At 44.0% G+C, this 26483-nt stretch carries 21 protein-coding genes and 1 tRNA gene; 9 read left to right on the top strand and 13 right to left on the bottom strand.

Annotated features, from left to right (window positions below):
* Positions 1 to 68: 68 nt before the first annotated feature.
* Positions 69 to 2441 (top strand): ABC transporter permease, encoded by a 2373-nt coding sequence (locus tag BMW79_RS32100; RefSeq protein WP_089903327.1) that lies wholly within the window; start codon positions 69 to 71, stop codon positions 2439 to 2441.
* Positions 2442 to 2484: 43 nt separating this feature from the next.
* On the opposite strand, the gene BMW79_RS32095 is transcribed toward BMW79_RS32100, so the two are convergent.
* Together BMW79_RS32095 and BMW79_RS32090 are read right to left on the bottom strand one after the other, a co-directional pair.
* Complete coding sequence (locus BMW79_RS32095) at positions 2485 to 3924, bottom strand: RagB/SusD family nutrient uptake outer membrane protein (protein WP_089903323.1); 1440 nt, start codon at positions 3922 to 3924, stop codon at positions 2485 to 2487.
* A gap of 13 nt (positions 3925 to 3937) precedes the next feature.
* The gene (locus BMW79_RS32090) at positions 3938 to 7012 is read right to left on the bottom strand and encodes a SusC/RagA family TonB-linked outer membrane protein (protein WP_089903320.1); all 3075 of its coding nucleotides are present in this window, start codon (positions 7010 to 7012) and stop codon (positions 3938 to 3940) included.
* A gap of 706 nt (positions 7013 to 7718) precedes the next feature.
* On the opposite strand from BMW79_RS32090, the gene BMW79_RS32085 reads away from it, so the two are divergent.
* Positions 7719 to 10433, top strand: a complete 2715-nt coding sequence (locus tag BMW79_RS32085) for a hypothetical protein (RefSeq protein WP_089903317.1) — start codon at positions 7719 to 7721, stop codon at positions 10431 to 10433.
* Positions 10434 to 10451: 18 nt separating this feature from the next.
* Here BMW79_RS32085 and BMW79_RS32080 read toward each other — a convergent pair whose 3' ends face one another.
* The 3 genes from BMW79_RS32080 to BMW79_RS32070 form a co-directional block, all read right to left on the bottom strand.
* A complete protein-coding gene (locus tag BMW79_RS32080; RefSeq protein ID WP_143059315.1) occupies positions 10452 to 11000 on the bottom strand; it encodes a hypothetical protein in 549 nt (182 codons plus the stop codon).
* Positions 11001 to 11065: 65 nt separating this feature from the next.
* The gene (locus BMW79_RS32075; protein ID WP_245752764.1) at positions 11066 to 11599 is read right to left on the bottom strand and encodes an RNA polymerase sigma factor; all 534 of its coding nucleotides are present in this window, start codon (positions 11597 to 11599) and stop codon (positions 11066 to 11068) included.
* A gap of 35 nt (positions 11600 to 11634) precedes the next feature.
* On the bottom strand, positions 11635 to 12465 hold the full coding sequence (locus BMW79_RS32070) for a hypothetical protein (RefSeq protein ID WP_089903310.1): 831 nt from the start codon (positions 12463 to 12465) through the stop codon (positions 11635 to 11637).
* A gap of 210 nt (positions 12466 to 12675) precedes the next feature.
* On the opposite strand from BMW79_RS32070, the gene BMW79_RS32065 reads away from it, so the two are divergent.
* From BMW79_RS32065 to BMW79_RS32055, 3 genes are all read left to right on the top strand, one after another.
* Positions 12676 to 13104, top strand: a complete 429-nt coding sequence (locus BMW79_RS32065) for a lipocalin-like domain-containing protein (protein ID WP_177192420.1) — start codon at positions 12676 to 12678, stop codon at positions 13102 to 13104.
* 463 nt (positions 13105 to 13567) lie between these two features.
* Complete coding sequence (locus BMW79_RS32060; RefSeq protein ID WP_089903304.1) at positions 13568 to 14437, top strand: hypothetical protein; 870 nt, start codon at positions 13568 to 13570, stop codon at positions 14435 to 14437.
* A gap of 13 nt (positions 14438 to 14450) precedes the next feature.
* Positions 14451 to 14813 carry a hypothetical protein gene (locus tag BMW79_RS32055; protein ID WP_089903301.1) on the top strand — a complete coding sequence of 121 codons (363 nt, stop codon included), beginning with the start codon at positions 14451 to 14453 and terminating at the stop codon, positions 14811 to 14813.
* A gap of 71 nt (positions 14814 to 14884) precedes the next feature.
* Here BMW79_RS32055 and BMW79_RS32050 read toward each other — a convergent pair whose 3' ends face one another.
* From BMW79_RS32050 to BMW79_RS32035, 4 genes are all read right to left on the bottom strand, one after another.
* Positions 14885 to 15358 (bottom strand): hypothetical protein, encoded by a 474-nt coding sequence (locus tag BMW79_RS32050; protein ID WP_143059313.1) that lies wholly within the window; start codon positions 15356 to 15358, stop codon positions 14885 to 14887.
* A 918-nt stretch (positions 15359 to 16276) separates the two neighbouring features.
* Complete coding sequence (locus BMW79_RS32045; protein ID WP_089903294.1) at positions 16277 to 16750, bottom strand: DUF6265 family protein; 474 nt, start codon at positions 16748 to 16750, stop codon at positions 16277 to 16279.
* Positions 16751 to 16966: 216 nt separating this feature from the next.
* Positions 16967 to 17040: transfer RNA gene (locus tag BMW79_RS32040), tRNA-Met, on the bottom strand.
* 124 nt (positions 17041 to 17164) lie between these two features.
* On the bottom strand, positions 17165 to 19690 hold the full coding sequence (locus BMW79_RS32035) for a mechanosensitive ion channel family protein (RefSeq protein ID WP_177192419.1): 2526 nt from the start codon (positions 19688 to 19690) through the stop codon (positions 17165 to 17167).
* Between the two features lie 186 nt (positions 19691 to 19876).
* On the opposite strand from BMW79_RS32035, the gene BMW79_RS32030 reads away from it, so the two are divergent.
* Positions 19877 to 21445 carry a glycerol-3-phosphate dehydrogenase/oxidase gene (locus BMW79_RS32030; protein ID WP_089903288.1) on the top strand — a complete coding sequence of 523 codons (1569 nt, stop codon included), beginning with the start codon at positions 19877 to 19879 and terminating at the stop codon, positions 21443 to 21445.
* 40 nt (positions 21446 to 21485) lie between these two features.
* On the opposite strand, the gene BMW79_RS32025 is transcribed toward BMW79_RS32030, so the two are convergent.
* The 4 genes from BMW79_RS32025 to BMW79_RS32010 are packed head-to-tail and all read right to left on the bottom strand — an operon-like array spanning position 21486 to position 23661.
* Positions 21486 to 22076, bottom strand: a complete 591-nt coding sequence (locus BMW79_RS32025) for a nitroreductase family protein (RefSeq protein ID WP_089903285.1) — start codon at positions 22074 to 22076, stop codon at positions 21486 to 21488.
* A gap of 12 nt (positions 22077 to 22088) precedes the next feature.
* Positions 22089 to 22529: an acyl-CoA thioesterase gene (locus tag BMW79_RS32020; RefSeq protein ID WP_089903281.1), complete on the bottom strand. Its 441-nt coding sequence runs from the start codon at positions 22527 to 22529 to the stop codon at positions 22089 to 22091.
* Between the two features lie 20 nt (positions 22530 to 22549).
* Positions 22550 to 23134, bottom strand: a complete 585-nt coding sequence (rdgB, locus tag BMW79_RS32015) for an RdgB/HAM1 family non-canonical purine NTP pyrophosphatase (protein ID WP_089903278.1) — start codon at positions 23132 to 23134, stop codon at positions 22550 to 22552.
* 29 nt (positions 23135 to 23163) lie between these two features.
* On the bottom strand, positions 23164 to 23661 hold the full coding sequence (locus tag BMW79_RS32010; RefSeq protein WP_089903275.1) for a hypothetical protein: 498 nt from the start codon (positions 23659 to 23661) through the stop codon (positions 23164 to 23166).
* Positions 23662 to 23792: 131 nt separating this feature from the next.
* On the opposite strand from BMW79_RS32010, the gene BMW79_RS32005 reads away from it, so the two are divergent.
* The 3 genes from BMW79_RS32005 (at position 23793) to rpsG (ending at position 26059) form a co-directional block, all read left to right on the top strand.
* Positions 23793 to 24893, top strand: coding sequence for a branched-chain amino acid aminotransferase (locus BMW79_RS32005; protein WP_245752763.1), 1101 nt, complete (start codon positions 23793 to 23795; stop codon positions 24891 to 24893).
* Between the two features lie 288 nt (positions 24894 to 25181).
* The gene (gene rpsL, locus BMW79_RS32000) at positions 25182 to 25562 is read left to right on the top strand and encodes a 30S ribosomal protein S12 (protein ID WP_012789278.1); all 381 of its coding nucleotides are present in this window, start codon (positions 25182 to 25184) and stop codon (positions 25560 to 25562) included.
* Between the two features lie 29 nt (positions 25563 to 25591).
* Entirely contained in the window at positions 25592 to 26059 is a 468-nt protein-coding gene (rpsG, locus tag BMW79_RS31995) for a 30S ribosomal protein S7 (RefSeq protein ID WP_089903272.1), read from the top strand.
* The last annotated feature ends 424 nt before the right edge of the window (positions 26060 to 26483 follow it).

The following is a 26483-nucleotide window of genomic DNA, read 5'->3' as shown; positions in this document are numbered from 1 at the left end:
GTTTATAAGTAAATTATGAACTGGTATGTTCTTTTCTGCTCAATACGCAGCCAAAGATCTCAATCCTTATGTTTGGAAACTATTTTAAAATAGCCTGGAGAAATCTTATCCGGAACAAAGCTTTCTCCGTTATCAATATCTTAGGACTCACAATAGGCCTGGTCTGTAGCCTCCTGATATTTTTATGGGTAGCGGATGAACGTAGCATAGACAATTTTCATCAGCAGGGAAGTCAGCTTTACCTGGTATACGAACGACAAATCCTGACAGATAAGACCATTGGTGGGTATAAAACACCCGGTATGCTGGCCGGTGAAATGAAGCGCGCCATTCCCGAAATAGTGAAGGCCAGTAATTTTGCGTGGATAGATGATACTCCCGACCGGCTTACGTTTGAAGAAGGAAATAAAATAATAAAGTTTGATGCCTGCTACGCGGATGCCGATTATTTTCAGATGATGAGCTATCCTTTATTAAAAGGAACAGCAGCTACTGCCTTAAGCGCGCCCGGTAGCCTTTGTATTTCCAATAAAATGGCTGCCGCGTTCTTCGGGAGCGCAGATGCAGCCATCGGAAAAACGCTTCGTTGCGATAACCGAAAAGACTTTACCATCACCGGTGTATTCAAAGACCTGCCGGACAACGTTTCTGCTAAATTTGATTGTCTCATCGATTGGACCAGTTTTCTTGAAGACAACAGCTGGGCAAAAGAATGGGGGAATGTAGGACCAAATACACTCGTTCTTCTGCGAAAGGATGCCAACCCCGCGCAGGTAGAAGCGAAGATTAAAAACTTCCTTGCGAAATATAATACCGATCATCACAAGGTGGAATTAGGCCTGCAGCCCTTTGGAGAAAGTTATCTGAATGGTGATTTCAAAGATGGTTATATCTCCGGCGGGCGCATCGCGTACATCCGGTTGTTTAGCATCGTGGCAATTTTTATCGTATTGATCGCCTGTATTAATTTTATGAATCTTACTACCGCTCGTTCTGCAAAACGAGCAAAGGAAATTGGTATCCGCAAAGTAGCAGGAGCTGCCCGGGCAGTGCTCATGCGGCAATTCCTCAGTGAAGCCATATTGATGACAGTATTGTCTGTGTGTCTGGCATTGGTACTTGTATATGCCCTGCTGCCGCTTTTTAACCAGCTAAGCAACAAGCAACTTGTTTTCCCTCTCTTCAATATTTATTTCTGGATTAGCCTGGCAGGACTTACGCTCGCCACAGGACTCGCAGCGGGAAGCTATCCCGCCATTTTTCTATCTTCCTTAAAACCGGTAAAGGTGCTGAAAGGCGCGCTGAAATCCGGGAGCAATGATATCAGGTTGAGAAAGGGATTGGTAGTTTTCCAGTTTGTATTATCGATCCTGTTCATTACCTCCACTATCATCGTGTCGCGGCAGGTGAAATATATCCAGCAGACCAATCTGGGATATGACCGTGAAAACCTCATTTATGTACCGGTGGAGGGAAACCTAGCCTCAAAATATGAGGTGTTTAAACAATCAGCGCTTAATGCCCCGGGTATTAAAGGCATTTCCAGGATTGGAGAACCTCCTACTGCGGTAGGTAGCAGAACATGGGGTGTTGAATGGGAAGGTAAAACACCGGATAATAATCCGCTGTTTACGCAAACTGCTATCGGGTATGATTTTGTAAAGACCTTACATCTGAAATTGGTTGCAGGGCGCGATTTCTCCCTGGATTTTGCATCAGATTCTGCGGGTTATCTGATCAATGAAGCAGCCCTGAAAGTAATCGGTTACAAAGATCCTATCGGCAAACCGCTTACTTTATGGGGCAGAAAAGGTAGGATTGTAGGGGTATTGAAGGACTTTCACTTTTCATCACTGCATGATGCGATCGTACCGCTGATATTACATAACGGTGAACAGAATGATTATGGTCATATCCTTGTCCGTACAGTATCCGGACAAACAAAACAGGCGCTGGCCAGCCTCGGAGAGATCTGCAAAACACTCAATCCTAAATTTCCATTTACGTATTCTTTTTCTGACGATGCCTACCGGAACTTATATAACAGCGAGGCGGTGGTGAATAAATTATCTACCTGTTTTTCCTTCCTGGCTATATTTATTTCCTGTCTTGGTTTACTGGGACTTGCCATGTTCACAGCAGAACAGCGCAAGAAGGAAATAGGCATCCGGAAGGTACTGGGAGCAGGTATGGTATCGCTGTTTACGCTATTGACAAAAGAATTTGTATTCCTCATTCTGATCGCATTTCTGATTGCTTCTCCCTTTACCTGGTGGCTCATGCACACCTGGTTGCAAACCTTCGCCTATAAAATTCATATGGAATGGTGGATGTTCGCGGTGGCTGTTTTGCTGATCATCGGGGTGGCAATGCTCACGATCAGTTATCAGAGTATCAGGGCTATTTTGATGAATCCCGTCAGGAGTCTGAAAGGGGAATAAAAAAACGCCGTAAGTATTGCTTACGGCGTTTTTTATGTTGTACTTAGTAACCCTTATTTTGAGAGATATTAGGATTGGCTCCTGTTTCCGCTTCAGGGATCGGTTGTAGCCTCCTGAAGTCGGTGGCCTTTACATCAACATAAAAGGAATATGCTTTTACCCCCATATTCTGACGCGTAAAATCGACGTTGGTTCTGGTAAGATCGAAGAACCTTAAACCTTCAAAAGCCAGTTCCTTCCTTCTTTCTGTAATGATTGCGTTGATGAGTGCCGGTCCGGAATAGGTATACGCAGCAAGACTACCATCCCGGTTTTGCGCTACCTGGTTCAGGTATTGCAGGGCGCTTGGTTCCTGGCCCAGCCTGGCGTAAGCTTCTGATAAAGTGAGTAACACTTCTGCATATCTCAGCAGCTTTATTTCATCTTTATCGGTTTTAGCTGCATTCTGGTATTTGTTGATGATATATACCTGGTAGCCGTTGCGGGTGCCATTGATCAGCAGCCCTTTTCGTTTATCCGTGGCGGTATAAAGCGCATAAGTATCATCTGTAGCCAGCAGGTCGCCCAGGCCGCTGCTGGAATAGAGATAGTCCAGTCCTTCCACACCATTATTCGCGGTGGCGGAGTTGTTGATTTCGAAGATAGTTTCCAGTTTATCGGTCCGCGCTACGCCTGATGCCCAGTAGGAACTGAAGCTGGCAGCATCTCCCGCCAGGGCATAACCTCCTTTCTGTACTACCAGCAGGGCGGCGTCACGGGCATTGGCATAATCACCTTTGTATAAATAGGCCCTGGCCTGCAGTGCCTTGGCGGCATACCGGGCAATAAAGTTGGAGCTGGTAGTATGAATAGCAGGAGTTACGTCCGGCATTAGCTGATAGGCACTGTCCAGGTCTTTGATGATCTGGTCATACACCTGTGCCACACTGTTTCTGGCTGGTGTGATAAATGCGCCGCCTTTATCCGTGGAAATGGTAACGAGTGGAACGCCGTCTGCATCGGGTTTTACGGTGTAAGGGGTAGCAAAGTAATTGACCAGGTTCAGGTAGCATAATGCCCGGATCGTATAGGCCTCACCCCGCAGCTGGTTCACGTTATTTCCTCCTGTGAGGCTGGAGCCTATAATCCGGTTCGCCTGCAGAATACTATAATAGCTTTGTGACCACAATAGCTTCGCCTCAGAACTGGAGGCTGTGAAAGTGTAGTTGTTCTGGGCCAGCAGTCTGCTGGAATTGGTGCTGCTGATGTAGATATTATCTGCCAGCAGATCCCCGAATACAACAGCATTGCGGCCGAACAGATAGTAGCCATCCAGGTTCCGGTATAAACCTGCCAGTGCTTCCATCATGTCGCCATCGGTTAAAATGGCCTTCTCAACGGATACGGAAGTAGAAGGTTCTTCATCTAAAAAATTTTTGCCGCAGGAAGTGGCTAACATTACAAATGCCAGCAGGATTGATATATGCGTGTATCTGTTTTTCATCTGTCATTAAAATTTAAAGTCCAACATTAATGCCCACGGTGAATGTTTTATATTTCAGCATGTTCTGATAATCATATCCTGAATAATTTACTTCCGGATCAAATGGTAAACGGTCGTCGAAAGTTTTCAGGAACAGGTTGGTGGCCCTTGCATATACATGCAGCTTGTTCACCCCCAGGCGGTTTACCCAACCGATGTTTTTGAAATCATATCCCAGGCTGAGGTTCTGCAGGCGGATATGATCGCCGCGATACAGCCGGTAGGTGCTGGTAGAGTTATCGGTGGTAGTGGAGTATTTGGGCACATCGGTCTGTTGACCGGGTTTGGTCCAGCGTCTGTCGTAGATAAACTGGTACTTGTTGTAGTTGTAATACGCGCCGGAGGTAAAGTAAATATCAGACGCGCCATACACCCAGTAGCCTAAGTTATAGTTGATATCCACCCCGAGGCTGATGCCTTTATAGGTAAATACGTTACTGAAACCACCAATTGCTTTGGGAACTGACTGCCGGTTGAGCACTACATACGCCGCTTTGGAAATATCGGTGGTAGTAGTACCATGGCCGCCATCAGTGTAGTATAAAGGGCTTCCGGTCTGCTGGTCTACACCGGCAAATTCCTTCATGTAATAAGTATTGAAGCTGTAACCTTCTTTCAGGTAAAACTGGTCGTTGCGTTCGTTGGTGCCTTTGGGTAAGCTGGTGATCACATTTTTATTCAGGGCGAGATTAAAATTGCTGTACCAGTTAAACTGCTTCGTTTTGAGCACGTCTCCCTTGATAGTGAACTCCCAGCCTTTGTTGGCCATGGCGCCTACGTTCTGGCTCACACCCGAGAAACCGGTAGTAGGGGAGGTTGCTACAGAGCGGATCAGGCCATCAATGTTGTTATAATAATATTCTACGGTCAGCATAAACCGGTCGTTGGTAAAACCGATGTCTGTGCCCACATCAAATTTTTTGGATGTTTCCCAGCGCAGGTCATTGTTACCAATAATCGTATACTGGCTACCGTTATAACCGGCATAGCTGTAGCTACTGCTGTAGCTGGCCTGCGGCATCCAGTCGTAGTTGCCCAGGTTGGCATTACCGGTGGTGCCATAAGACGACCGCAGTTTCAGCGAAGAAAGGATATGCTGTTGTTTGAAAAATGTTTCTTCCTGTACGTTCCAGGTGCCGCCTATGGAGTAGAAGCTGGCGTTCCGGTTATTTTTTGGAAACCGGGAGGAGCCATCTCTTCGGAAGGAGGCATTGAGCGCATATTTGTTTTTGTAATTGGCGCTGGCAGTGGAATAGAGAGATGTAAACGCATAGTTGCTGTTCATCGCGTAGGCGGTGGTAGGCGTAGCTGCATTGCCTAATGCTGTCAGATCTTCGTGGGCAGAGGGGAAGCCATTGGCGGTGGCAACCAGGTAATATTTCTTAGACTTTTGCGCCTCGTATCCTACAGATGCAGCTACATAGAAGTTGTCATAACCGGGTATGTCGTAGCGATAATCCAGCTGGTTCCGGGTGAGCCAGTTGAAGTAGCGGGAATAGTAGTTCTTGCCGGTTCCTTTAGCAGCTACACCATCACCCATAGTGGGATTCAGGAAAATCGTTTCTTCCAGTAAATTATAATCAATACTAAAGTAGCTGGTATAATTCAGTTGATCCCAGATATTCCATTTTAATTTCGTGCTACCCAATACCCTGGATTCGGACAGGCGTTTATTATCGTATTTCGCAATCCATAAGGGATTGTATACGCCGGGGAAATTCGTATTCCCGGTGATGCTGGTATTAATGGTACCGTCATCGTTATATGCGCGCTGGAACGGTGTTAATATTCTTGCGGCGTACGTAGGATTACCGGAGTATTGTGTGCTGTAAGGTGTATTCTGATCTACATTGGAGAAGTTGATACCGGTAGATAATTGAAACCGTTTATTGATCTGGTGATCGAAGTTGAAAAGGCCGGATATTCTTTTGAAATCGGCGCCAATAGTGGTGGCTTGCTGATCAAAATAGCCTGCGGAGGCAAACAGTTTTGATTTCTCGGTTCCACCATTTATGCTCACATTGTATTGTTGCTGTTTACCGTTGCGGGTAACCAGGTCGTACCAGTTGTTGCTCTTACCGCTGTTCAGCCCATATTTATCGGCCAGTTCTTTTACCTGTGTGTCGGTATAACCGGAGTTGGTGAGGGCTTCTTTGAACAAGGTAGCATATTGATCCGCATTCAATGGTTTGCCGGCATCGGGTAAATCCATTGGAGTGGAGTTACCTGCTTCCGCATCTACACGCACCTGTGTTTTTCCTGTTTTTCCTCTTTTGGTAGTAATAACGATCACACCGGTGCTTCCACGTGAGCCGTACAATGCAGTGGCGGCGGCATCTTTCAGCACATCAATACTTTCAATATCATTCTGGTTAATACCGGCGAGTGCATTGGAGGTAGTAACAGCGCCGGATAATGCACCGGAGTTAACGATCATACCATCTACCACAATCAACGGATCGGAGGAGAGGGAAAGGGAACCTACGCCCCGGATGCGGATGCTGACATTGCCTCCCGGTTGTCCGCTGGTGAGTGGTGCGGCCACGCCGGCTATCTGTCCCTGCATGGATTGCATAAAGGTAGAGAAGGGTTTGTTTTCCAGTGCAGCGCCGCCGATGGTACCTATTGAGCTGGTATTGGCGGCCCTGGTAGTGGTGCGGTAACCATCTTTGATAATTACTTCATCCAGCAGGCGTACGCCCGCGCTTAAACGTACATCCACCCGGGCGCCTGCTTTGATTTGTTGCGGTGCATAACCCATCATGGTAAAGTGGAGTGTAGCGCCTGCGGGTACCTGTTTGAAATGATAATCACCGTTGTCGTCGGTGGTGGTAGCCATTGATGTGCCGGATACTTTTATCAATACGCCGGGAATGGGTGTGCCGCTATTATCGGTTACTTTCCCGTTTACTGCGGGCGTCTCCTGTGCATAACTTTCATTGAACAGAAGTAGCAGTAGTAAAGTGAGTGTTGCCATTATACGAAAGGAGGAAGCGCCCCGTTTGTATAAGGCATAGAAAATCCCGTTGGTATGGATGTTGAAAACCATATTTTTAAATTACAGGTTAAAAATAAAATTGTGTCAGCCGGAAGATGCTGCGCATAGACCGGTTATCAGCGTGTGATGGCAGCAGAATAGATTCCATTGTCCCTGATTACCTGCCTGGCATAACCTTTTCTTTTTTGTTTTTTATATTGGTTGATAATCGTTCGCATGTTGTTAACAGCATAGCATAGCATAGCATAGCATAGCATAGCATAGCCAGATCAGCGTTCACTGAATCATACTTCCTGCTTCTTATCTATATATGCTGGTATACTAAACAGGCAGTATGAGATGCATGCCCGTTTATTGGCTGATTTTATTTTTGAAAAAGTGAATAGTTGGTAATCCTGGCCATGAGGTCAGGAAGAATTTTGGTTTGTGTGTTTGCTTCTCTTCTTAAATGTTGCGTGGCACTTTATCAGATCTTCATTTTCGGCAGGATTTAAAAAGGTGTCGCCCGCGATGCAATTACCAGTTATCTATACTGGTTAATTGTTTACGAATATACATATTATTTGTAAACAAAAAAGTATTTTTTCAAAAACCATATTTATTGGTACTATGGCGGTCTGATGGGTCATTGTAGCAGCTTACTCAGTTGATAGCTTTGGTTGTTATTAATATTTGTTTACGCTGAGACTTTTATTTTGTATACAAAAAATCACTAAAATCATATTATCTTTAAAATCATCCCGCCAATATATTAAAGATGGATAAACTGATGAACGTGATAGATAAAAGTAAAGCCACATGGCTACCTGCACTCTTATGCCTGCAATCGCTGACAGGTTTTTCGCAACAGCTACCTGCCAACAGGTGGAACGCCGGCAAAGCCACTATCAATGAAAAAACAACCTTGCGGATCTCCGATACGACTCAATGGCTGGTACTGAAAAAAGAAGCCAACCCGGAGCAGTCAGCTCCTGATGTTGTATTTGACGTGAAAGTGCCGAAGGCAGGTATCTATGAGATGATCACTTACGCCACTACCACAGTATCATTGCCGGAATTGATAAAGAAAGGTCCGCTGCCCACTGCTCATATTAAAATACAGATCGATCAGCAGCGACCTACCCAACGCATTGTTTTTGATTCCTGGAATCATTCCCTGCAAACAGCCGGTAAATTCCAGTTAACGGGGCAGCCGCAGAAAATAAAACTTTGGTTGCCAGAAGGTATACGTCTTGGGTATATCGAATGGAAAGAATATCAGCCACCAGCGGTTCCGGAAGCAGCAGCGAATTATACGCCCGCCATCGTACCACCAAAAACAAGACCACGCTTATGGCTAAACGAACAAACATTGCCTGTCGCAAAAGCCCGGTTGAACAAAGGTGAAAACCTGCCTGTATGGGAAAAGGTAAAAAAGACAGCACTCATACCTTTTAATTTTTCCTTTCATCCGGATAAAGAAATGTTTTATAATGATACTATTGAGCGGACCGCAGAAACAAAAGCGTTTTATTATCTCATGACAGGTGATAAAAAGATAGGAAAAGAAGCCGTTCGCATCATGACAGATTACTTATCTGTACTGGAGTTCGGGAATGTGAAGTACGGTGATATTACCAGGGAAGTAGGTCGCGCTATTTACAAAGGCTCACTGGTATACGATTGGTGCTATGATTTATTGAGCCCTACTCAAAAGCAGGCACTCTATAAAAATATGATGCGGCTGTCTATGGAAATGGAAATTGGCTGGCCGCCGTTTGACAACAGCGCCATCAACGGCCATGGTAATGAAGCCCAGGTAAGCCGCGACCTCCTGGCAATGAGTATCGCCATATATGATGAAGATCCGCTGCCTTATAAATATACCTCCTATGTTATCCTGGAACAATTGGTACCCATGCGGAAATTTGAGTATCAGTCGCCCCGGCATAACCAGGGGGTAGATTATGGTGCTTACCGCTTTGGTTGGGAAATGCACGCTGCGTGGCTTTTCTATGGCATGACCGGCAAACCGGTATTTGATGAGAATATCAAAAATCTGCCTGACTACTGGCTTTATATGCGGCTCCCCAATGGAGCTATGTTGCACGATGGAGATGTATTCAATGTAAACACCAATGGAAAGCCTTTCTATTGGAAGCAGCCACAAACCATGCTGTTGTCTTATGCTTATTCCAATAATCCGTTGATAAAAGGGGAGTTTGAAAGAGAAGGTGGTTTACCCGATAACCCGGTACTCTTTCTCCTGGTGAATGACCCTGACCTGAAAGCGGTCACCAGTCCGGCATCGCTGCCGCTTACCAAAAATTTTGGTCCGGTATTGGGTTCCATGATTGCAAGAACCGGCTGGAATAATGAGCCTGGCAGTAATGATGTGATTGCGGCGATCAAAGGAGGAGGTTATCATTTTGGTAATCATCAGCATGCCGATGCCGGCGAATTACAACTTTTTTATCATGGTATGCAGGTTGGATGTATCGGTCTGTATTTATCTTATGGTACTCCCTACGATTTTAATTTCAACAAACGTTCCATTTCGCATAGTATGATGCTAGCCAGGGATCCCGATGAAAAGCTGCTGTTCAGAACAGAGGCAAACGATGGCGGTTCCCGCTTTAGTCAGCGTTTTCCGGTGACCCCCGAAGAAACCCTGTCCGATCCCTGGTTTGATTACGGAAAGGTACGGTCATCCGATTTTGGTCCCTCAAAACAAGCACCTTCCTTCAGTTATTTTAAGGCAGATCTGACGGCCGCCTATACATCAAAAATGAGTAGTTATACCCGTGGCTTCTGTTTTCTGAATCTTGGAAGAACAGATGTGCCGGCGGTGGTGATCTTAACAGATGATATGACTACTTCCAGACCTGATTTTAAGAAATACTGGCAGATAAATACGCTGAAAGCGCCCGTAGAAAACGGTAATGGCATCGTCCTGCACAATGAACTGAATGGAGTAGAAGGTAAAACTTTTGTGGAGATGTTGGTGCCGTCCGCTGCCGACCGGCAAACAGAAATCTTAAGCGGAGACAAAGCCAACAGCACTTTTGAATTTCCGTATAAAGTGAATTCCAATAAGCCGGAAGCCAGCGCCCACCGCATTATGATTTCACCCAAAGCAGCACACCTGCAGGATCGCTTCCTCACTGTTTTTCAGCTAACAGCCGCCGACGCTGCTCCTTTGCCGCTGAAATTTGATCAGACCAGTGAGAGTTATATTATCACATTAGCAGATCGTATAACAGTAATGAGTAACAGCACCGGTTTTATCCGCTCCGCTTTCACGTTAAATATTCCGAAGGATGGAAAGGAATATGAAGTAGTACTCACGGGGATGACACCCGGTTTCTGGAATGTGAAAGGTAATCGCAATTTTAATGCGGAAGTAATGCCCGGTAAGAATACAATGGTATTTAAAGGAACGGGAGGAGAATATGTGATAACTCCCGGAAGAGTGTATGAGACAGGAAAGTAGTAATTGTACAGCACCTGCTTATTTCCTGATGGAATCCTGTTTTACAGAGATTCTGTAATCCTCACTGGTGATGCCTTTCACGCCTCTTGGTTTAGGGTATTTGGGTAAGGTATATATGGAATCAAAAACACGATCAGGGGAAGTGTTGATCGGCAGAAACACGGAGTCCGGTGTTGTAGGAACGGAGTATGGGACAGATATGGGATAACCGGAGGAGTCCCTGTTTGAATGTAAGGTCTCATTATTTAACAGCAGTGTATCTTTTTTAGTCGTGATAGGTATCACAGGCGTACTTTTATTTACACTATGGTTGGGTTTCACCGGACTGTCAGTGAAGGGAGGCGCCTGTTTTACTGTAGGATCGGGTTTCCGGGGGAAAGTATTTTTTGTACTTGGATGCTGATGATAATACCACCATAATAATGCTGCAATTACTATGATCGTTGCTCCGATTACGCCATACCGGGTTGTGCTTTTATACCTGAGCGCAGGTTGCTCATGCTGATCAGGCGGTGATGTCGCCACATCCAACTGCATTTCAATGCCAGCCCAAATACTGTCTGCCATATCCGGCACAGGAATTTGCTCCAGCTTTGCTGCTATTAAATCTTCGTATGGAGTGGTGTTATTCACTATGATTTGATCGCGGTTATTTTTTGTTGAAGAATTTTTCTTGCCTCGCTTAGATGCCATTTACTGGTCCCTTCGCTGATATTTAATTGTGAAGCGATTTCGCGATGGCTGTAACCATCAATGGCATATAATACAAACACAGCATGAGTGGCCCTTGGAAGTTGCCTTACCAATTGTAAGATGGCGGCTGCATCTGTTTTTTCAATGATGCTGTTATTCACAAAGGGCACTTCTTCCGTATCCTGTTCCAGGCTGCTGAAACGACTGCGTTGCTTTATAAGGTTCAAGGATTCATTGATAATGATTTTCTTTAACCAACCGTGAAAATTGCCTTTCCCGGCATCATAGGAGTGAATGCTCCGGAACATCTTCACAAAGGATTGCCCTGTGATATCTGCCGCTTCATGTTCGTCGGTCGCATAGCGCATCGCAATAGCCATAGCGAAGCCGTAAAGCTGCCGGTACAGGCGTTCCTGCGCTTTTCTTTCGCCTTTAAGGCAATCACGGATGATATCATTTAAATCCTGTTCCAACAGTCAGTACGTCTATTTCTGTGCACATTCAATGCTCACCATTTCTCATCATGTACCCTTCTTGCAAAAATAGCAGTGGCGATAGCACTGACCGTTAATTTTTCGCTGGCTTCCAATTCATTGTAAAACCAGATATTCCGGTCTATCAGATCTATAATTGCAATCACCCCATCGCCGGTACTCAGTTCATAGCCAGATAACAATTTAAATGGGAGCGTTCCCGTTTTGCCGTTTGATAATGCCGTTTGTTTAATGCTCAGTGGTTTGATGAAGATGGTATCCTGTCCGTTTGTTGCCAATCCGTTATCGCCCCGTTTGACAAAAGTAAAAGGGTTCTTGTCATTTTCTGCATTTCTATCGTAGATATTCGTCATCATCAATTCCCAGTGTCCCCGCTGCTGTTGGTTGCTGATATTGATAAGCGCTGAAAAGATATACTTATATTGCTGGAGTTGCTCAAAGCTATTGAATACGCTGTTGCTGTTAATCAGCTCATATTCCAGTTTTTTGGTAATTTCTTTTTCGTCTGCGTACACCTCTGCATTGTTTTTCCCGGAAGAAAGTGTATAACGGAACTTTGTTTTTTCCTTTGTTACAGTTTCATTCTTCTGAATACCAATCTGGTTTAAAAGGAGGTTTTCCAGTAAAAATCCCCGTCCTCCCCAGCTCCATACCGGATAGCTGATATGAATACCCCTCTTGATTTTCGACGTGGAAAAATCGCCGGTCGACATTTTATTACCACGCGCCCCGTTCACGTGTTGCATGGTGGCCTGTTGCTTAAACTTTTCCGGAATAGCCAGTTTGATGGAAGTGCCGCAGGCCGTCAGGCTGGCAATACTGATAGTTAATATGATATTTTTCATTTGAAGGTGCCCGTTTTGCATATTCTTTATCCGGCTTGTGAGTGGCTGTATAGCCGACCGTTTCCGGTAATACCTTGTTTTTCATATAAAGGTTGGGTAACGCGCAAAAAAAATATTCTTTCCGGTTTACCCAACGTTCCGGGGAGAGAACAGGTATTACTATCAAACAAAGTTATATCCATTTAAATACATTATATGAAAACAAAAACCATGAAACAGACTTTAATGTCATTGGCTGTCAGCGGCTTATTTTTCTCCTGTCAAAAGGAAAAAAGCGGTTCTCCTGAGTGCAGTATTAATGTTGCCAGCCTCTCCGGCGGCTATAAACTTACGGCTTTACAGTATAAGTCGACTGCAACCGCTGCCGCTGTTGATTATCTTGCTTTTATGGACGCCTGTGAAAAGGACGATATAATAACCCTGGATAGTAAAGGAACCTATGATTATAACGATGCCGGCACAATTTGTACACCCGAAAAGAAGGAACATGGCACCTGGCAGCTGAATGGCAATATCTTAACCAGTGATGGTACTCTGAATGGCACTATTGCCAGTTATGATTGTAAAACATTGATCTATTATGTGGAGAATACAATCGTGCCAGGAGACAGGTTAACCTTTACAATGGCAAAACAATAACAATTATCAGAAAGGCAATTCAGGGAAGGATGTCAGGAATACAGCTATATCAAAATTAATATTCTGCTCCATCCGGATGGAGCAGAATATTAATTTTGATATAGCTGTGAGTTGCCAGCGGCTGGTACCGGAGAGTTATTGATCAACACTGAAACGATCTTATTTTAAAAACAACTGGTATAATGTTAATTTTAGCAATTATCCGTAGGTTTAAATGGGAAGAGGATGTTTTTTATTCAGCAAAAAACAGAACTATTTCCAGATATAGCTAAAATCGCAAATGCGATCAGAAGTAATAGGTGTGTCTATATTTTTATGAATGGTGATTAATTGATTGAAATAATTATTGAAGCAAGTGTAGGCGTCAACGACAAAAAGCACGGTTGTTTTTGGGAGAGGTCTGATAGCCTTTACAAACGGGAGCTAATTTCATTTTCGGAAAGTAACTTCAACATATTGTTATATGACACTAACAGAAAAAAAGCAACAGGAGGTTGTCAATGAATTAAAGGATTGGTTCAATAATCCCAATGCAGAGAATTTTCATTTTCAAGAGCCCAACCATCAGATTGAAATTATACTGAAAGAACCGAAAGTGCAGAAAGCTGTAATTGTTGATTTGAAAACATTGAACAACTGGTATGGGAATAAATTCATTTACCTGGTATTGACAGAGAAAGAGCTTTCTGCGGATGCTGCATTTTTCGCCAGTGGCTACTATCTAAGCGTCATTGCGGAAATTTTTGCAAGAGAGTATCCTGCTAATCCTCCTAAATTGCTGTTCACCGATATGGCGCTATTTCTCAGTAATTGCCTGCGGGCAAAATGGTATGATAAAAGCTATGAAGTAATCAACATTATCAATAAAGGGTTGTCTGACAAATTTCTTAAAGGCGGATTGTCTTCCGCAAAGGCAGCCTGGTTTATTGTAGAGATAGCCAATAAAGCATTCCATATAACAGCAGATTATACCGGTTATAACTATCCACATACACTCGGAATTTACCAACAGGTATTGGATAAATGGAACACCACTAACCTTCATGAAGTGGATGACATGGTGACCGAAATGTGTGAATATCATTTAAGTCAGGCCAATTTTAATGAAGACACATCCTTAGAATTCAGCTTTGTAAAAGAATTTGTTTTTACGTACGAGATACTTGCCTGGTTATCTGTTAGAGAGAAAATGGATATAAAAAATCCTGAGCGCTTTACACATCCATTAATGCAGTTGCCTGTCAATAAATTGCCTGTTCAAGCTATTCCATTCCACCAGCTTAAAAAGTTCGACGATATTTTGAATAAATTGAAAGAGGAATTTCCCATGTAGCGTATTGAATGTTATGAAATATACAAAAGAAGAATTATTAGCAGCAAAGGAAGTGTTGTCTTCAACGATCAGTAAATGTGAAAAAATACAACCAAAATTTAAAGAAGGCACCTCTCAGCATACCCTTCTCAGGAACAGGATAAAAGCGATGTATATTTCGAAATCGCTGATAATGGGTGAAAGGATAGAGAAATATACGAAGGATGAATTGTTGGCAGCACTGCCACCGATATCTTCCATTATCAGCAAGTGCGAAAAAGCACAGCTGAAATTTGAGGAAGGAACGGCTCATTATAATAGCTTCAGGAAAACAATAGGAGCTATGTATGTTTCGAAATCTTTGGTAGTGAATGAAATTGATAGGAGAGAGGATTAGCATTATTAAAACTTAATTGTTAATCACCTACTGTACGCTGGTAATAGGCCCATTGATTGATTTATTAACGCTTAGCCCTTTGTTGGAGAATGATCACCAGATTTAGTCCAATCTTGAGTATTCCGATACCGCCCAAAGCCCAGTGTATCAAATTCATCTTGAGGATGTTCGGCAATAACCCCGAAGACCCTTAAAATAATATTTATCACCTCTTGCCCATAGGCTAATTCAACGGTTCGTTTCCCATCTTTCCAAATTATTCCGGTTTGTCCGCCCTCTCCTCCAAAATAGGTCACTTCTACATATGCGAGAGATTTTTCTTTTATAACTCTTAATATATTCAATTCTATGGAGCCAGTTAAATATTCAAAATCACCGATGCTTTCGGTGACCCCCAACTCATTTATCTGATCGAATAAATCTTTAGTAAGAGGAATCAGTGAAATGTCCTGGCCCAGGCTCACAGGCATTGCTTTATTGTATGATTGGCAAATACAACTTATGTCTCTTGATCTGCCGATAAAGGCATTTAAATAATATCCCATTTTGCAGTGAAGTTATAAATACTGGAATGGTTGTTCAATGGTTCCAGGTGAAAATTATTCTGAATTTAGCGCCTTTTTTTCTGGTAGCTGGAAATGGGAAAATTATTAAACCTGCCCTTTCAAGGCGTTAAAGCTTTGAATCATTCACTGCTTCCCTTTTTTCTTATATCTTAATATTTCATTCCGAAGTGAAACATAAAAAATGCGTGCCGAGACCGATAATATCAGCACGCCCAATATAAGGTAGATACGAATCAGGCATCCATCGCTACCACATGGCTGGGCGCCTTTAATTATGAGTACAAATGATATTAAGATTGCCGCGAATGAGAAAAGAAGGAAAACGGCATTCAGAATTCTTACCATAGTTGAGCTTGAGAGATTAGCAAGATGTCTTTGAAAGTAAATTAAAATAAAAAAGGCTTTTTTTATTACCAGCAGCTCTTTTTAATCTTCGTAGCAGGATCGGGGAGTGGAATATTCATGATTTTTATTACAAAGGGTTTCCATTGGCGTTTTCGATGTGTTAAAGAAAAACATATCTCAAAAGCTCGTCGATTTGCTGCAAATTTATCGTTATTAAGTAACTGCGAAAGTGATATTGCTTCTTATCAAGTCAAGGGGAATTATTTATCATTTGATGCGTTGCCGTCTTACATATTCTCTTTCACAAGCTTTATTGGTTCTGAATTTAGCCAGCCAGAATAAAATGGATTCTTAGGTTCTAAAAATGCACTGTGACCGGCTTGTTGACCTCCTGAATATTGCCAGATGTAGCAAATCAGAGAGGTGAAAAATTAGAAAATCCCATAGAACTTATGTTCTATGGGATTTTCTAATTTTTCGCAGCGGGAAGAAGAGAATTGTTTTATTATTACAAACTTTAAAAGCGATTAATTACTTACCTGATATTTCAGTCTAAAGAATTCTTTTCATCGGGAACTGTCGGATCTGTTCTTTATTATTCGATGTTCCGGATATCTCAGCCAATAAAGAATCTGATGAGATAAGTGCGTAAGTTATTTTCTGTGGAAAATCATGTGCAGGATTCTCAAAAACCAATTTATTGCCCGAAACAAATGTCAGTTTGAAAGATACCGGCATACCACTGTTCTGATTTGTTACTGTTGGGATATAAAACAAAATGCCTTCTTTTTGCAGTAGACTGACAGTCTCCAAAACAATGGTATCCTTTTCTTTTAACAGATAACTTTTTCCGGAATAGCTGGAATCACTATTGCTTATCCAGGTTTCATAAATAGTTCTCTTAGGTGTTTTTTGCTCCCATCTTCCTAGTAGCCAGTTAGCATCAGCTAATCGCTGACCAAATCCATTTACACAGAAAAAGATTCCAATCCCTGTCAGTAAAGCTATTCTTTTAAGATTATTCATAATTGCATGTATTGTATTGAAATTAATAAAAGAGTAGTGAATTATTGCAAAATGATAAACAGGGAGTTTCAATCTGGATAAAGGGCATCTATGGGATCAAGCTGATTTTGAAAATGTCTATGATAAATAGTGTGAAGAGAGCACAGCAAAAAAGCAACTGATATATAACTATTAAAAAAGGCTTCCAGCATTGCTGAAAGCCTTTTAATTTTCCTGTAGCGAGATCGGGAGTTGAACCCGAGACCTTTGGGTTATGAATCCAACGCTCTAACCACCTGAGCTACCTCGCCTTATTCTCCTTTTTGTTCGCTGTAACTACTATCCGTAGCGACTGCTGCTCCAAAACGGGAGTGCAAAGATAACGGCTTAAAAATGAAAATTCAAAATGTATACGGCGTTTTTTTATAAATTTTTTTAAACAACGTCATCAGCAGCCGGTTTATCCCACTTTTTCAGCACGCTTTCGTCTACCGAACGGAGGTGTAAATCCCGCTGTGGATAAGGTAATTCGATCCCGGCTTTATTAAATGCTGAGTAAATATAGGTGAGCACGTCACTGAGTAGTCCACCTGCATTATCCAGGTCAGCCACCCAAAAGTAGACTTTGAAATTCACGGAGTTATCCGCAAATTCGGCTACCTGGATGAAAGGCGCCGGAATGGTCAGGATATCTTTGCGGTCTTTGAAAGCTGCTTTGATAATATCGGTGACTTGTTGAATATCGCTGCCATAGGCTACGCCTAAAGTAAAGCTTACTCTTTTGTAGCGGTTGGTCCTGGTCCAGTTGACGAGTTGCTGGGAGATCAGGTCGCCATTGGGTACAATCACTTCTGATCCGTCGTAGGCGCTGATTTTACTGGAGCGGATGCCTATTTCTTTGACTACGCCTGAGCGGGAGCCTAATTCAATGACATCTCCTACTTCAAGTGGTTTTTCGAATGCAAGGATGATCCCGGATACCAGGTTATTGACAACATTCTGCAGGCCGAAGCCGATGCCTACGCCAAGGGCGCCTATAACGATAGTTAATTTATCCATGGGAATACCGGAGGCGGCGAAAGCCAGTAGCACGCCACCGGCCAGTACGGCGAGTCTTAGCAACAGGAGCGCAGAGCCGAATTTGGTTTTTTTATTGGGATTGGCGCTTTGGCCGGTATTACCGAACATATAGGCGATCAGTTGGGAGGCAACGGTGGCCACCCAGATCACTACGATGAAAATGATAACGCTGCTGAAGGTAAAGTCTGAGTTACCCAGGGTGTGGCGGGATGACAGGAAGTCGAGGATCACATCATAAATGGCATCATACAAATAAATATTCCGGGCAAGGATAATGAGCCAGCCAATAAATCCGAGAATAGAAAGAAAGGTCCTGAGTTTTCTTTGTACATCCTGGTAGTCCATGAAGGAAATAAAGGTGCTGGAATCTTTATTGGCTTCCACCTGCAGGTATACGGCTTCCATCAGTATTTTCACCAGTACAAAAAGGCTCAGTGCCATAACAGTGCCTACTATGGCGCTGGAGCCCATTACTTTAGCGGTACCTACCCTTGCCAGGATTACCATGATCAGAGAGAAGGCACTGGTGAGCATGAAGAGCATCAGTACGGGGCGTGTAAATTTGGGTTGCGCAAAGGTTGTCAGCGACGATTCTTTTAGCAACCGGTAGCCCAACAGGAACGATAATACAGCGCCGATTAACAATCCCCATTGTTCTGCATAAGTGATTTCTATCAGCAGGTTATTGAGGCTGTAAATAAATAGTAGTCCTGTCAGGAATAACCAGCTTTTAAAAAGTGTTTTAGGGAGATGTGTGCTGAAGATGAAGGTCAATGCAGCTGCGTTCAATCCCCAGGTTATTTCTGTAAAAAGAATGGGATATCGTACCGAGAGTACGGAAGATAAGGTGGCTATGAGCACAATAGTACATGCTACCGGGTATCGGTACAGGTAGCGGGCATGTTGGAGGATGGTTTCTCCTTCCTGTTCTGTATGGTTTTGCCGGATCCGCCTGATATTGTTATATACCCACCAGGAAAATAACACCGCCAGTAGCAGCCAAACGAAGAACACGGGCCATTGTATAGAGAAAAATATGACCAGTACTTTGGTGCTTTTATGAAGAGAGTCTTTTAGTACGGGGAAAAAATCAAGGGGATTGATACTATCACGGTGTGGTTTCCATAGATAGCGGTAGTCGCGTGCAAACATATTCGCACCAAACTGTTCTACCCGGTAGTCCATGTCCTCAAAGAGATTGGAGGCTTCTATATAACGGTTGGCTACCTTGTTCTGTAACAAGCCTATTTTCACAAGATTCACTTTATTCACACTGTCTACTGCCCGGAATTTAAGTACGAGGTTAGTGACCTGACCCAGGTAAAAACCATACAGTTCATCTTCCGAAGGCACATTCCGCATGGCAGAATCATTGCGGATAGCGTGAATGGTGTCGTTGATACTGATCAGTTTAGCAGAGTAGGAGAAGAGGTTGGATTGCCAGGAACTCAGCCTGCGCTGCAGTTGTTCCAGCATCACTTTATTTGTATAGATGTCGTTGATGTTGGGAGTACGGCCCAAGCTGGCAATATTGTATTTGATAAGGGCGAGGGAGGTATCTGTCAACGGAAGCCCTGCGCTGATATTGGCAGTATCAAATCCACGCCGGAGTGAACTCATCAGGTCATTCAGCATCAGGGTGTAATTCTCAATGCGGTTAATCAGTATAGCAACGGAAGTATCCGATTTTTTTACCTTGCTGGTATCTTTGGCCAGTGCCTGGATATTTTTCCGGATGGTGGCACTGTCTACTGCTACCAGGTGAAGCGTGTCAGTGGGCTTTTTACTTTTATTACGCTGTGCTGCAGCCTCTCCGCTGAAGACAATGAGGACTGTCAGCAGCAGGAGCTGCAGCAGTTTTCCAAAATTTATGGGAGCCATGTGTACCTGCATATAATTTCAGGGAAAGAATCCCTATGTGGAACATTTTTTATGCCTAAATGTTCCTGAATTTAAAACTTTTCAGCGGCTGGCCCGTTAAGTTTTGGTAATCGGTAGGTTTACTTTTGCTCAATACCTATTTCCGCAGTATTTTGTAAGTAATTGCCAGACCATGAAAACTAGCTTATGAACAGAGAAATGCTCGTTACCTCGTTAAGGAAGGATCTCGAACCCTGGGACATAATAGTGATTGGTGGAGGGGCTACCGGCCTCGGTGCGGCCCTGGAAGCAGTAACAAGAGGTTACAGAACCCTGCTGCTGGAGCAGGTGGACTTCGCAAAATCTACCTCCAGTAAAAGCACCAAACTGGTACATGGAGGCGTACGTTACCTGGCACAAGGCGATGTATCGCTAGTAAGGGAAGCAAGCGTAGAGCGGGGATTGCTCGCTGCCAATGCCCCTCACCTGGTCCGTAACCTGGCTTTTGTCATTCCTACTTTTAATTTCTGGGAGAATTTAAAATATACCATCGGTCTCAAAATGTACGATTGGCTCGCCGGTCGTTTAAGTCTGGGAAAGTCCGTACATATTTCCAAATCAGAAACCGTGGAGCGGTTGTCTACGCTCAAACAGGATAAATTGGCTGGCGGTGTATTGTATCACGACGGGCAGTTTGATGATTCCCGTCTGGCTATCAACCTGGCCCAGTCTATCTCCGATAATGGGGGTACCGTATTAAACTATATGCGGGTAACCAGCCTGAAAAAAGATGAGCAGGGGAAGATCACCGGACTAACGGTGAAGGATACCCTGAATGGAGAAGACGAGATATATCTTAATACCCGCGCAGTGATCAACGCCACAGGCGTATTCGCAGATGATGTGCTGGAAATGGATAATCCGGCGGCGCCCAAATCAATTGCCGCCAGTCAGGGCGTGCACCTGGTACTGGACAGCGATTTCCTGCCTGGTCATAATGCCCTGATGATTCCTTCTACCAGCGATGGCAGGGTTTTATTTGTGGTACCCTGGCACAATAAAGTCGTGATGGGCACTACCGATACACCGGTAAATCACATTAGCCTGGAACCCCGTGCGCTCGAAGAAGAAATTGCTTTTATCCTCCGTACTGCCGGACAATATCTCTCCAGGCCTCCCCAGCGCTCCGATGTACGCAGTGTATGGGCTGGTTTGCGCCCGCTGGCGGCTGCAAAAGCAGAAGGACATAAAACGAAGGAAATCTCCCGCAGTCATAAGATCATTGTGTCTAACTCAGCGTTGGTGACTATTATCGGTGGCAAATGGACTACCTATCGCCGCATGGCGGAAGATGTAGTAGATAAAGTGGAAGAAGTACAGCGCTGGAAAGAAACAACCACTAACACCCCGCATCTTAAAATTCATGGCGCCGCAGAAAATGTAAACTGGGAAGATCCCTGGTATTTCTATGGCAGCGATGTACTGCACCTGCATCAGATGGTAGCGCGGCAGCCTGATCTGCAGGAAGAATTAAGCCGGGAATACCATATTATAAAAGCACAGGTAGTTTGGGCGGTGAGAGAGGAGATGGCCCGTAATATCGAGGATTTCCTGGCCCGTCGTACCCGCCTGCTTTTCCTGGATGCAAAGGAAGCACTGCGTATAGCCCCTGCCGTAGCCAGGATCATGGCGGAAGAATTACATAAAGATGAACATTGGGTAGCCACACAGATCAGCAGCTTCGCAGAAGAGGCAAATGGTTACCTGTTAAAATAAAACAGCGCAGCCCGGAAGCTGCGCTGTATATGATTTAAGCTTACATCCACTTAAACTTCTCATTAAAAGGCTTTACCCTTCTTCCCGGTTGCGCGGGTTCGTCTGAGTAACCGAGGTAAAAGAAACCCATTACCAGGTCTTCATCTCCCAAACCAAAATATTCCTGCATCGCAGGGTGGTAGGTCATTCCTCCTGAACCCCAGTAGGCAGCAATATCCAGGGCTGTAGCGCCCAGCCAGATATTTTCCACCGCACAGGATACGGCAGCAATTTCTTCCAGGGCCGGTATCTTCGGGTTATTGCCACGCTTCATACAAATGGCCAGGATATGAGAAGCCAGGTTACCCTGGTTTTTCAATTTGTCGTAGTTGCCGGAGATATATTTATCTGCGGGGGTAAACTGTTTGTACATATCGGCATGATCTGCACAAAACTGCTGTACTTTATCACCGCTGTATACCACAAAATACCAGGGTTCCGTATACCCGTGAGTGGGCGCCCAGTCGGCCAGGTGCAACAATTGCTGCACCGTTTCGTCTGCAATCTTTCTACCGTTCATACTGGTGGGTTTCACGGTACGACGCGCGGTAACCACTTTCTCTATAGCGTTTGTTGATGCTGTTGTATCCATTGTTAATTGTTTTTATTTTCCTGTTTCCAGGCGTTCCTTCATGTCGGCCGGAAGTTTCGACACTTTACGGATGTTGTAATCGAAATATACCATACCTGTTTTAGCGGCGGCAATGGTAATCGTTTGACCGTTACGTTTAGTGGTGATGCTGTAAAACAAATCAAATCCAAAGGCATTGAATTCGCCTGCTGCTACCGCCACATCGAAGATATCACCATGAAATCCTTCTCCTTTGTAGGCCACTGCTACATCTGCCATGATAAAACCAATATTGGCTTCTTTGTCCAGTTCTTTATAGCCAAGGCTTTCTACAAAACGTATTCTCGCCTCATGCAGGATGGACAGGATTGCGTCGTTGCCCACATGGTTGCCATAATTAATGTCCTGGATCCGTACGGGGATTTGTATACTGAAAGGGAATGATGCCGGTAAATCTATCTTAATCCTTGCCATTATTATTTTTTAGGAAGATGCTAAACGTTTGTTGTTTGTTTCAGGAAAGTGATGAATTTCTCGAAGGCCCGTGCGCGGTGACTGTATTTATTTTTTTCACTCAGTTCCATTTCGGCAAAAGCCCGTGTTTCACCTTCGGGCACAAATATCGGGTCATAGCCAAATCCTTTGGCGCCTCTCGCAGTGGTGGTGATTTCACCTTTGCTTACGCCTTCAAACTGGTATTCCTTACCATCCAGGATCAGGGAAATAACGGTGCGGAAGTGCGCGCTGCGGTCTGTTTTACCTTCGAGCTCCTGTAAAACCTTTACAATATTGTCGGCTGCTTCTTTCTGCTCTCCTGCATACCGGGCAGATAAAACCCCCGGAGCGCCGTCTAAAGCCGCGATCTCCAGACCGGTGTCTTCTGCAAAACAGTTTTCACCGGTCATCCGGTGAATGGTCGCTGATTTTTCAGTAGCATTTGCTTCCAGCGTATCATGTGGTTCCGGAATATCTATGTCGATGCCGGCTTCCAGCAGCGTAATGATCTCAAACTGATCTCCCAGCAGGGAACGGAACTCTTTTACTTTGTTTTGATTATTGGTAGCGAATATCAATTTCATATAGTCGGATGAGAAGTGTATTTATTGTATTAAATGCCTAATAACTGTTTTAATCCGGCCCAGAGCCTGGCTTTGAGTACTTTATCAGTTCCGATAAGCGATAATTCATCGGAAAATAACAGGGTGGTACCATTTACGGTGACCAGTTGGTACAACGGAATATCGCTTAACCCAAGTTGTTCCGGTGCAATCCCAAATACAATGCTCCGTTCTATCTTCACAGCTGTTTGCCAGTCCGGGAAGGTGAGGGAAGGAGCGGAAAACACGTTAATCAGCGACACATCCTGCATTCCCAGTTTACAGGCATTTAATATATTGGTAAGCAGGTTGAATAATTCGTCGTTTAAGTAGGCTTCGTTTTCGTTTTGTATGAAGAGCGCAATGTTTTTTTGATTTTCTCCTAAATATTTGACTTTGGGCACCACTTTTTCTGCGGTCTCAGCCGGCATGCTTTTCCCGGGAATGATGGGCTGGGTAAAGATTTTAGCCAGGAAGTACGGATCAAGTTGGAACTGCTCAAGCGACATGTTTATTATCGTTTAATTTAATATGAAAACCCCTACTGGGGAAAAATCAGTTTATTTGCACTGCCGATCCGACAAGGGTTCGGGAGCACAGCGATTGAAATGTAAAAATATTGAGATAAAATTGATTAACCATGATGGTAGATAAATCAACAGTTAAGGAAGAGGCGCTTCAGAAGATCAAAGTCACCAAAACTACGCAGAGCAGGTTGAGTGAGGTCGATTTCAATAATCTGGCATTTGGTAAAATGTATGCCGACCATATGCTGGTAGCCGATTTTGATGGGAAAGAATGGAAAAATGCGGAAATATTGCCCTTTCAGAACCTGTCTGTAAGTCCTTCCAACGCGGCCTGGCACTATGGTCAGGCAATTTTTGAAGGCATTAAGGCCTATAAGGATCCCGAAGGCCATCCGATGATCTTCCGGCCATACGACAACTATAAACGTTTCAACAGCTCCGCAGAAAGAATGGGTATGCCCCAGGTACCGGACTGGTTGTTTATAGGTGGTATGGATTTACTGATAGACCTGGACCGCAACTGGGTACCTACCGGTGAAGGCTGTTCCCTCTACCTTCGTCCTTTTATGATTGCTGCAGATGAATTTATCGGTGTACGTCCTTCTGATACCTATAAATTCGCCATCATCAATTCCCCATCTGGTCCTTACTTTAATAAACCTATCAAATTACTGGTACAGGATAAATATGTACGCGCTTTCCCTGGTGGCGTTGGTTATGCCAAAGCTGCCGGTAACTATGGCGGTACCATGTATCCTACCATGCAGGCAAAGAAACAGGGCTATGACCAGATTCTCTGGGTAGATGGCTATGAGCACAAATACCTCCAGGAATGCGGTACCATGAACGTATTCGCCATTATAGGCAATACCGCCATTACCCCGGACCTGACCCAGGGCACTATCCTCGAAGGCGTCACCCGCGCCAGCGTGATGGATGTACTGTCTGACATGGGACTTAAAATAGAGGAAAGACCTATTTCTATAGATGAAGTAGTGACCGCCTATAATAATGGCACCCTCCGGGAAGTATTCGGAACCGGTACTGCCTCCAGTGTAGCCTATGTAGAACAGCTGGATTACCTCGATAACCACATCAAGCTGGATACTTCCAGGTATGAGGTGGGAGCAGAAGTAATACAACGCCTGGACGATATCCGCACCGGCAGAACTACGGATACCCGTCACTGGAATTACATAATAGACAAGAAATAAATGCTTTATATATTATTAAGGAGATAAAAATAGGGCCAATAAAAAGGCCCTATTTTTTTATGGTAGTTTCTAACGGATATCATACCTTTGCAATCCGGTTTTTGGTAATCCTGAGCTGCTACCAGAATAATAAGACCTTTCCCTGTTTAAACAGGAAATCATTCCGGCAAAAATATTTTCGAAACAATTTTGTTATTCACACATATAGTTTTACCTTTGCCGTCCCAAAATCCCTTTGTGGGGAATTTGGATGTCATTGTAAACCGACATAAAAAAACTAGGTAAAGAATGCCTACTATACAACAATTAGTAAGAAAAGGAAGAGAAATTATCCGGGCTAAGTCTAAGTCCAGGGCATTAGATAGCTGCCCTCAGCGTCGTGGCGTTTGTACTCGTGTATACACTACCACGCCTAAGAAACCGAACTCCGCTCTGCGTAAAGTAGCGAAAGTGCGTTTAACCAATAAAGTTGAGGTGATTGCCTATATCCCTGGTGAAGGTCACAACTTGCAGGAGCACTCTATCGTACTGATCCGTGGTGGAAGGGTAAAAGATTTACCAGGTGTTCGTTACCACATCGTTCGCGGTTCCCTGGATACTGCAGGTGTGAAAGACAGAAAGCAGAGCCGTTCCAAATATGGTACTAAAAAGGAAAAGGCTAAAAAATAATAATTATAAATAGTCGTAATTTTCAATAAATGAGAAAGCAAGCTGCAAAGAAATTGCCTCTGGCTCCGGATCCTAGGTTTAATGACAAGCTGGTAACCCGCTTCGTTAATAACGTTATGGAACAAGGAAAAAAGAGCATTGCCTATAAAATTTTCTACGATGCTGTGGATAAGGTAAGCCAGATGACCGGTGAAAACGGTTACGAGGTTTGGAGAAAAGCATTAACTAACGTTACTCCAGGTGTTGAAGTTAGAAGCCGTCGTATCGGTGGTGCTACCTTCCAGATCCCTGCTGAGGTTCGTCCTGACAGAAAGATCTCCCTGAGCATCAAATGGTTAGTACGTTTCGCCGGCGAAAGAAACGGTAAGAGCATGGCTGACAAGCTGGCGAATGAAATCGTAGCAGCAAGCAAAGGTGAAGGCGCAGCGTTCAAGAAGAAAGAAGATACTCACCGTATGGCAGAAGCGAACAAAGCTTTCTCTCACTTCAGAATCTAGTTATAGCCTTAACAGGCAACTCAATATATTCGGCAAACAGTTCCTTTTGGAGCTGTTTGCCTTTTTGTGTTTATAACTGCTGTTTATTGCCTCCTTTGCCAGCTCAGGTCTATGCAGTCGCTTAATCCCCCTCTCCCCGGAGAGCTATCTTATAATCACATGCATTGCTGCCATTGTACCATCAGTTCAGAATATAGCATATACTGCTGTTGCTTCCGCTCAAGAAGCCGCTACGGCGCTGCCACTTCACTGCTAACTCAGGCCTCCTGGTAGCTATATACCGCTGTTCTGCTAATCCCATCCCAGGAAATTTTCCGATCAGATAATGCGTTGCCTTTTACTATTACATCGCCAGCTCCGTACGTATCCGTCCTTCTGTTGCCTCCTTTTCTTCCCCAACCGGATACCCCGGAAACAAAAAGGG

Source organism: Chitinophaga arvensicola (assembly GCF_900110835.1).
Taxonomy (GTDB): Bacteria; Bacteroidota; Bacteroidia; order Chitinophagales; family Chitinophagaceae; genus Chitinophaga; species Chitinophaga arvensicola.
Note: the sequence above shows the minus strand (reverse complement) of the source record. Positions and strands in the feature narration are given on the sequence as shown.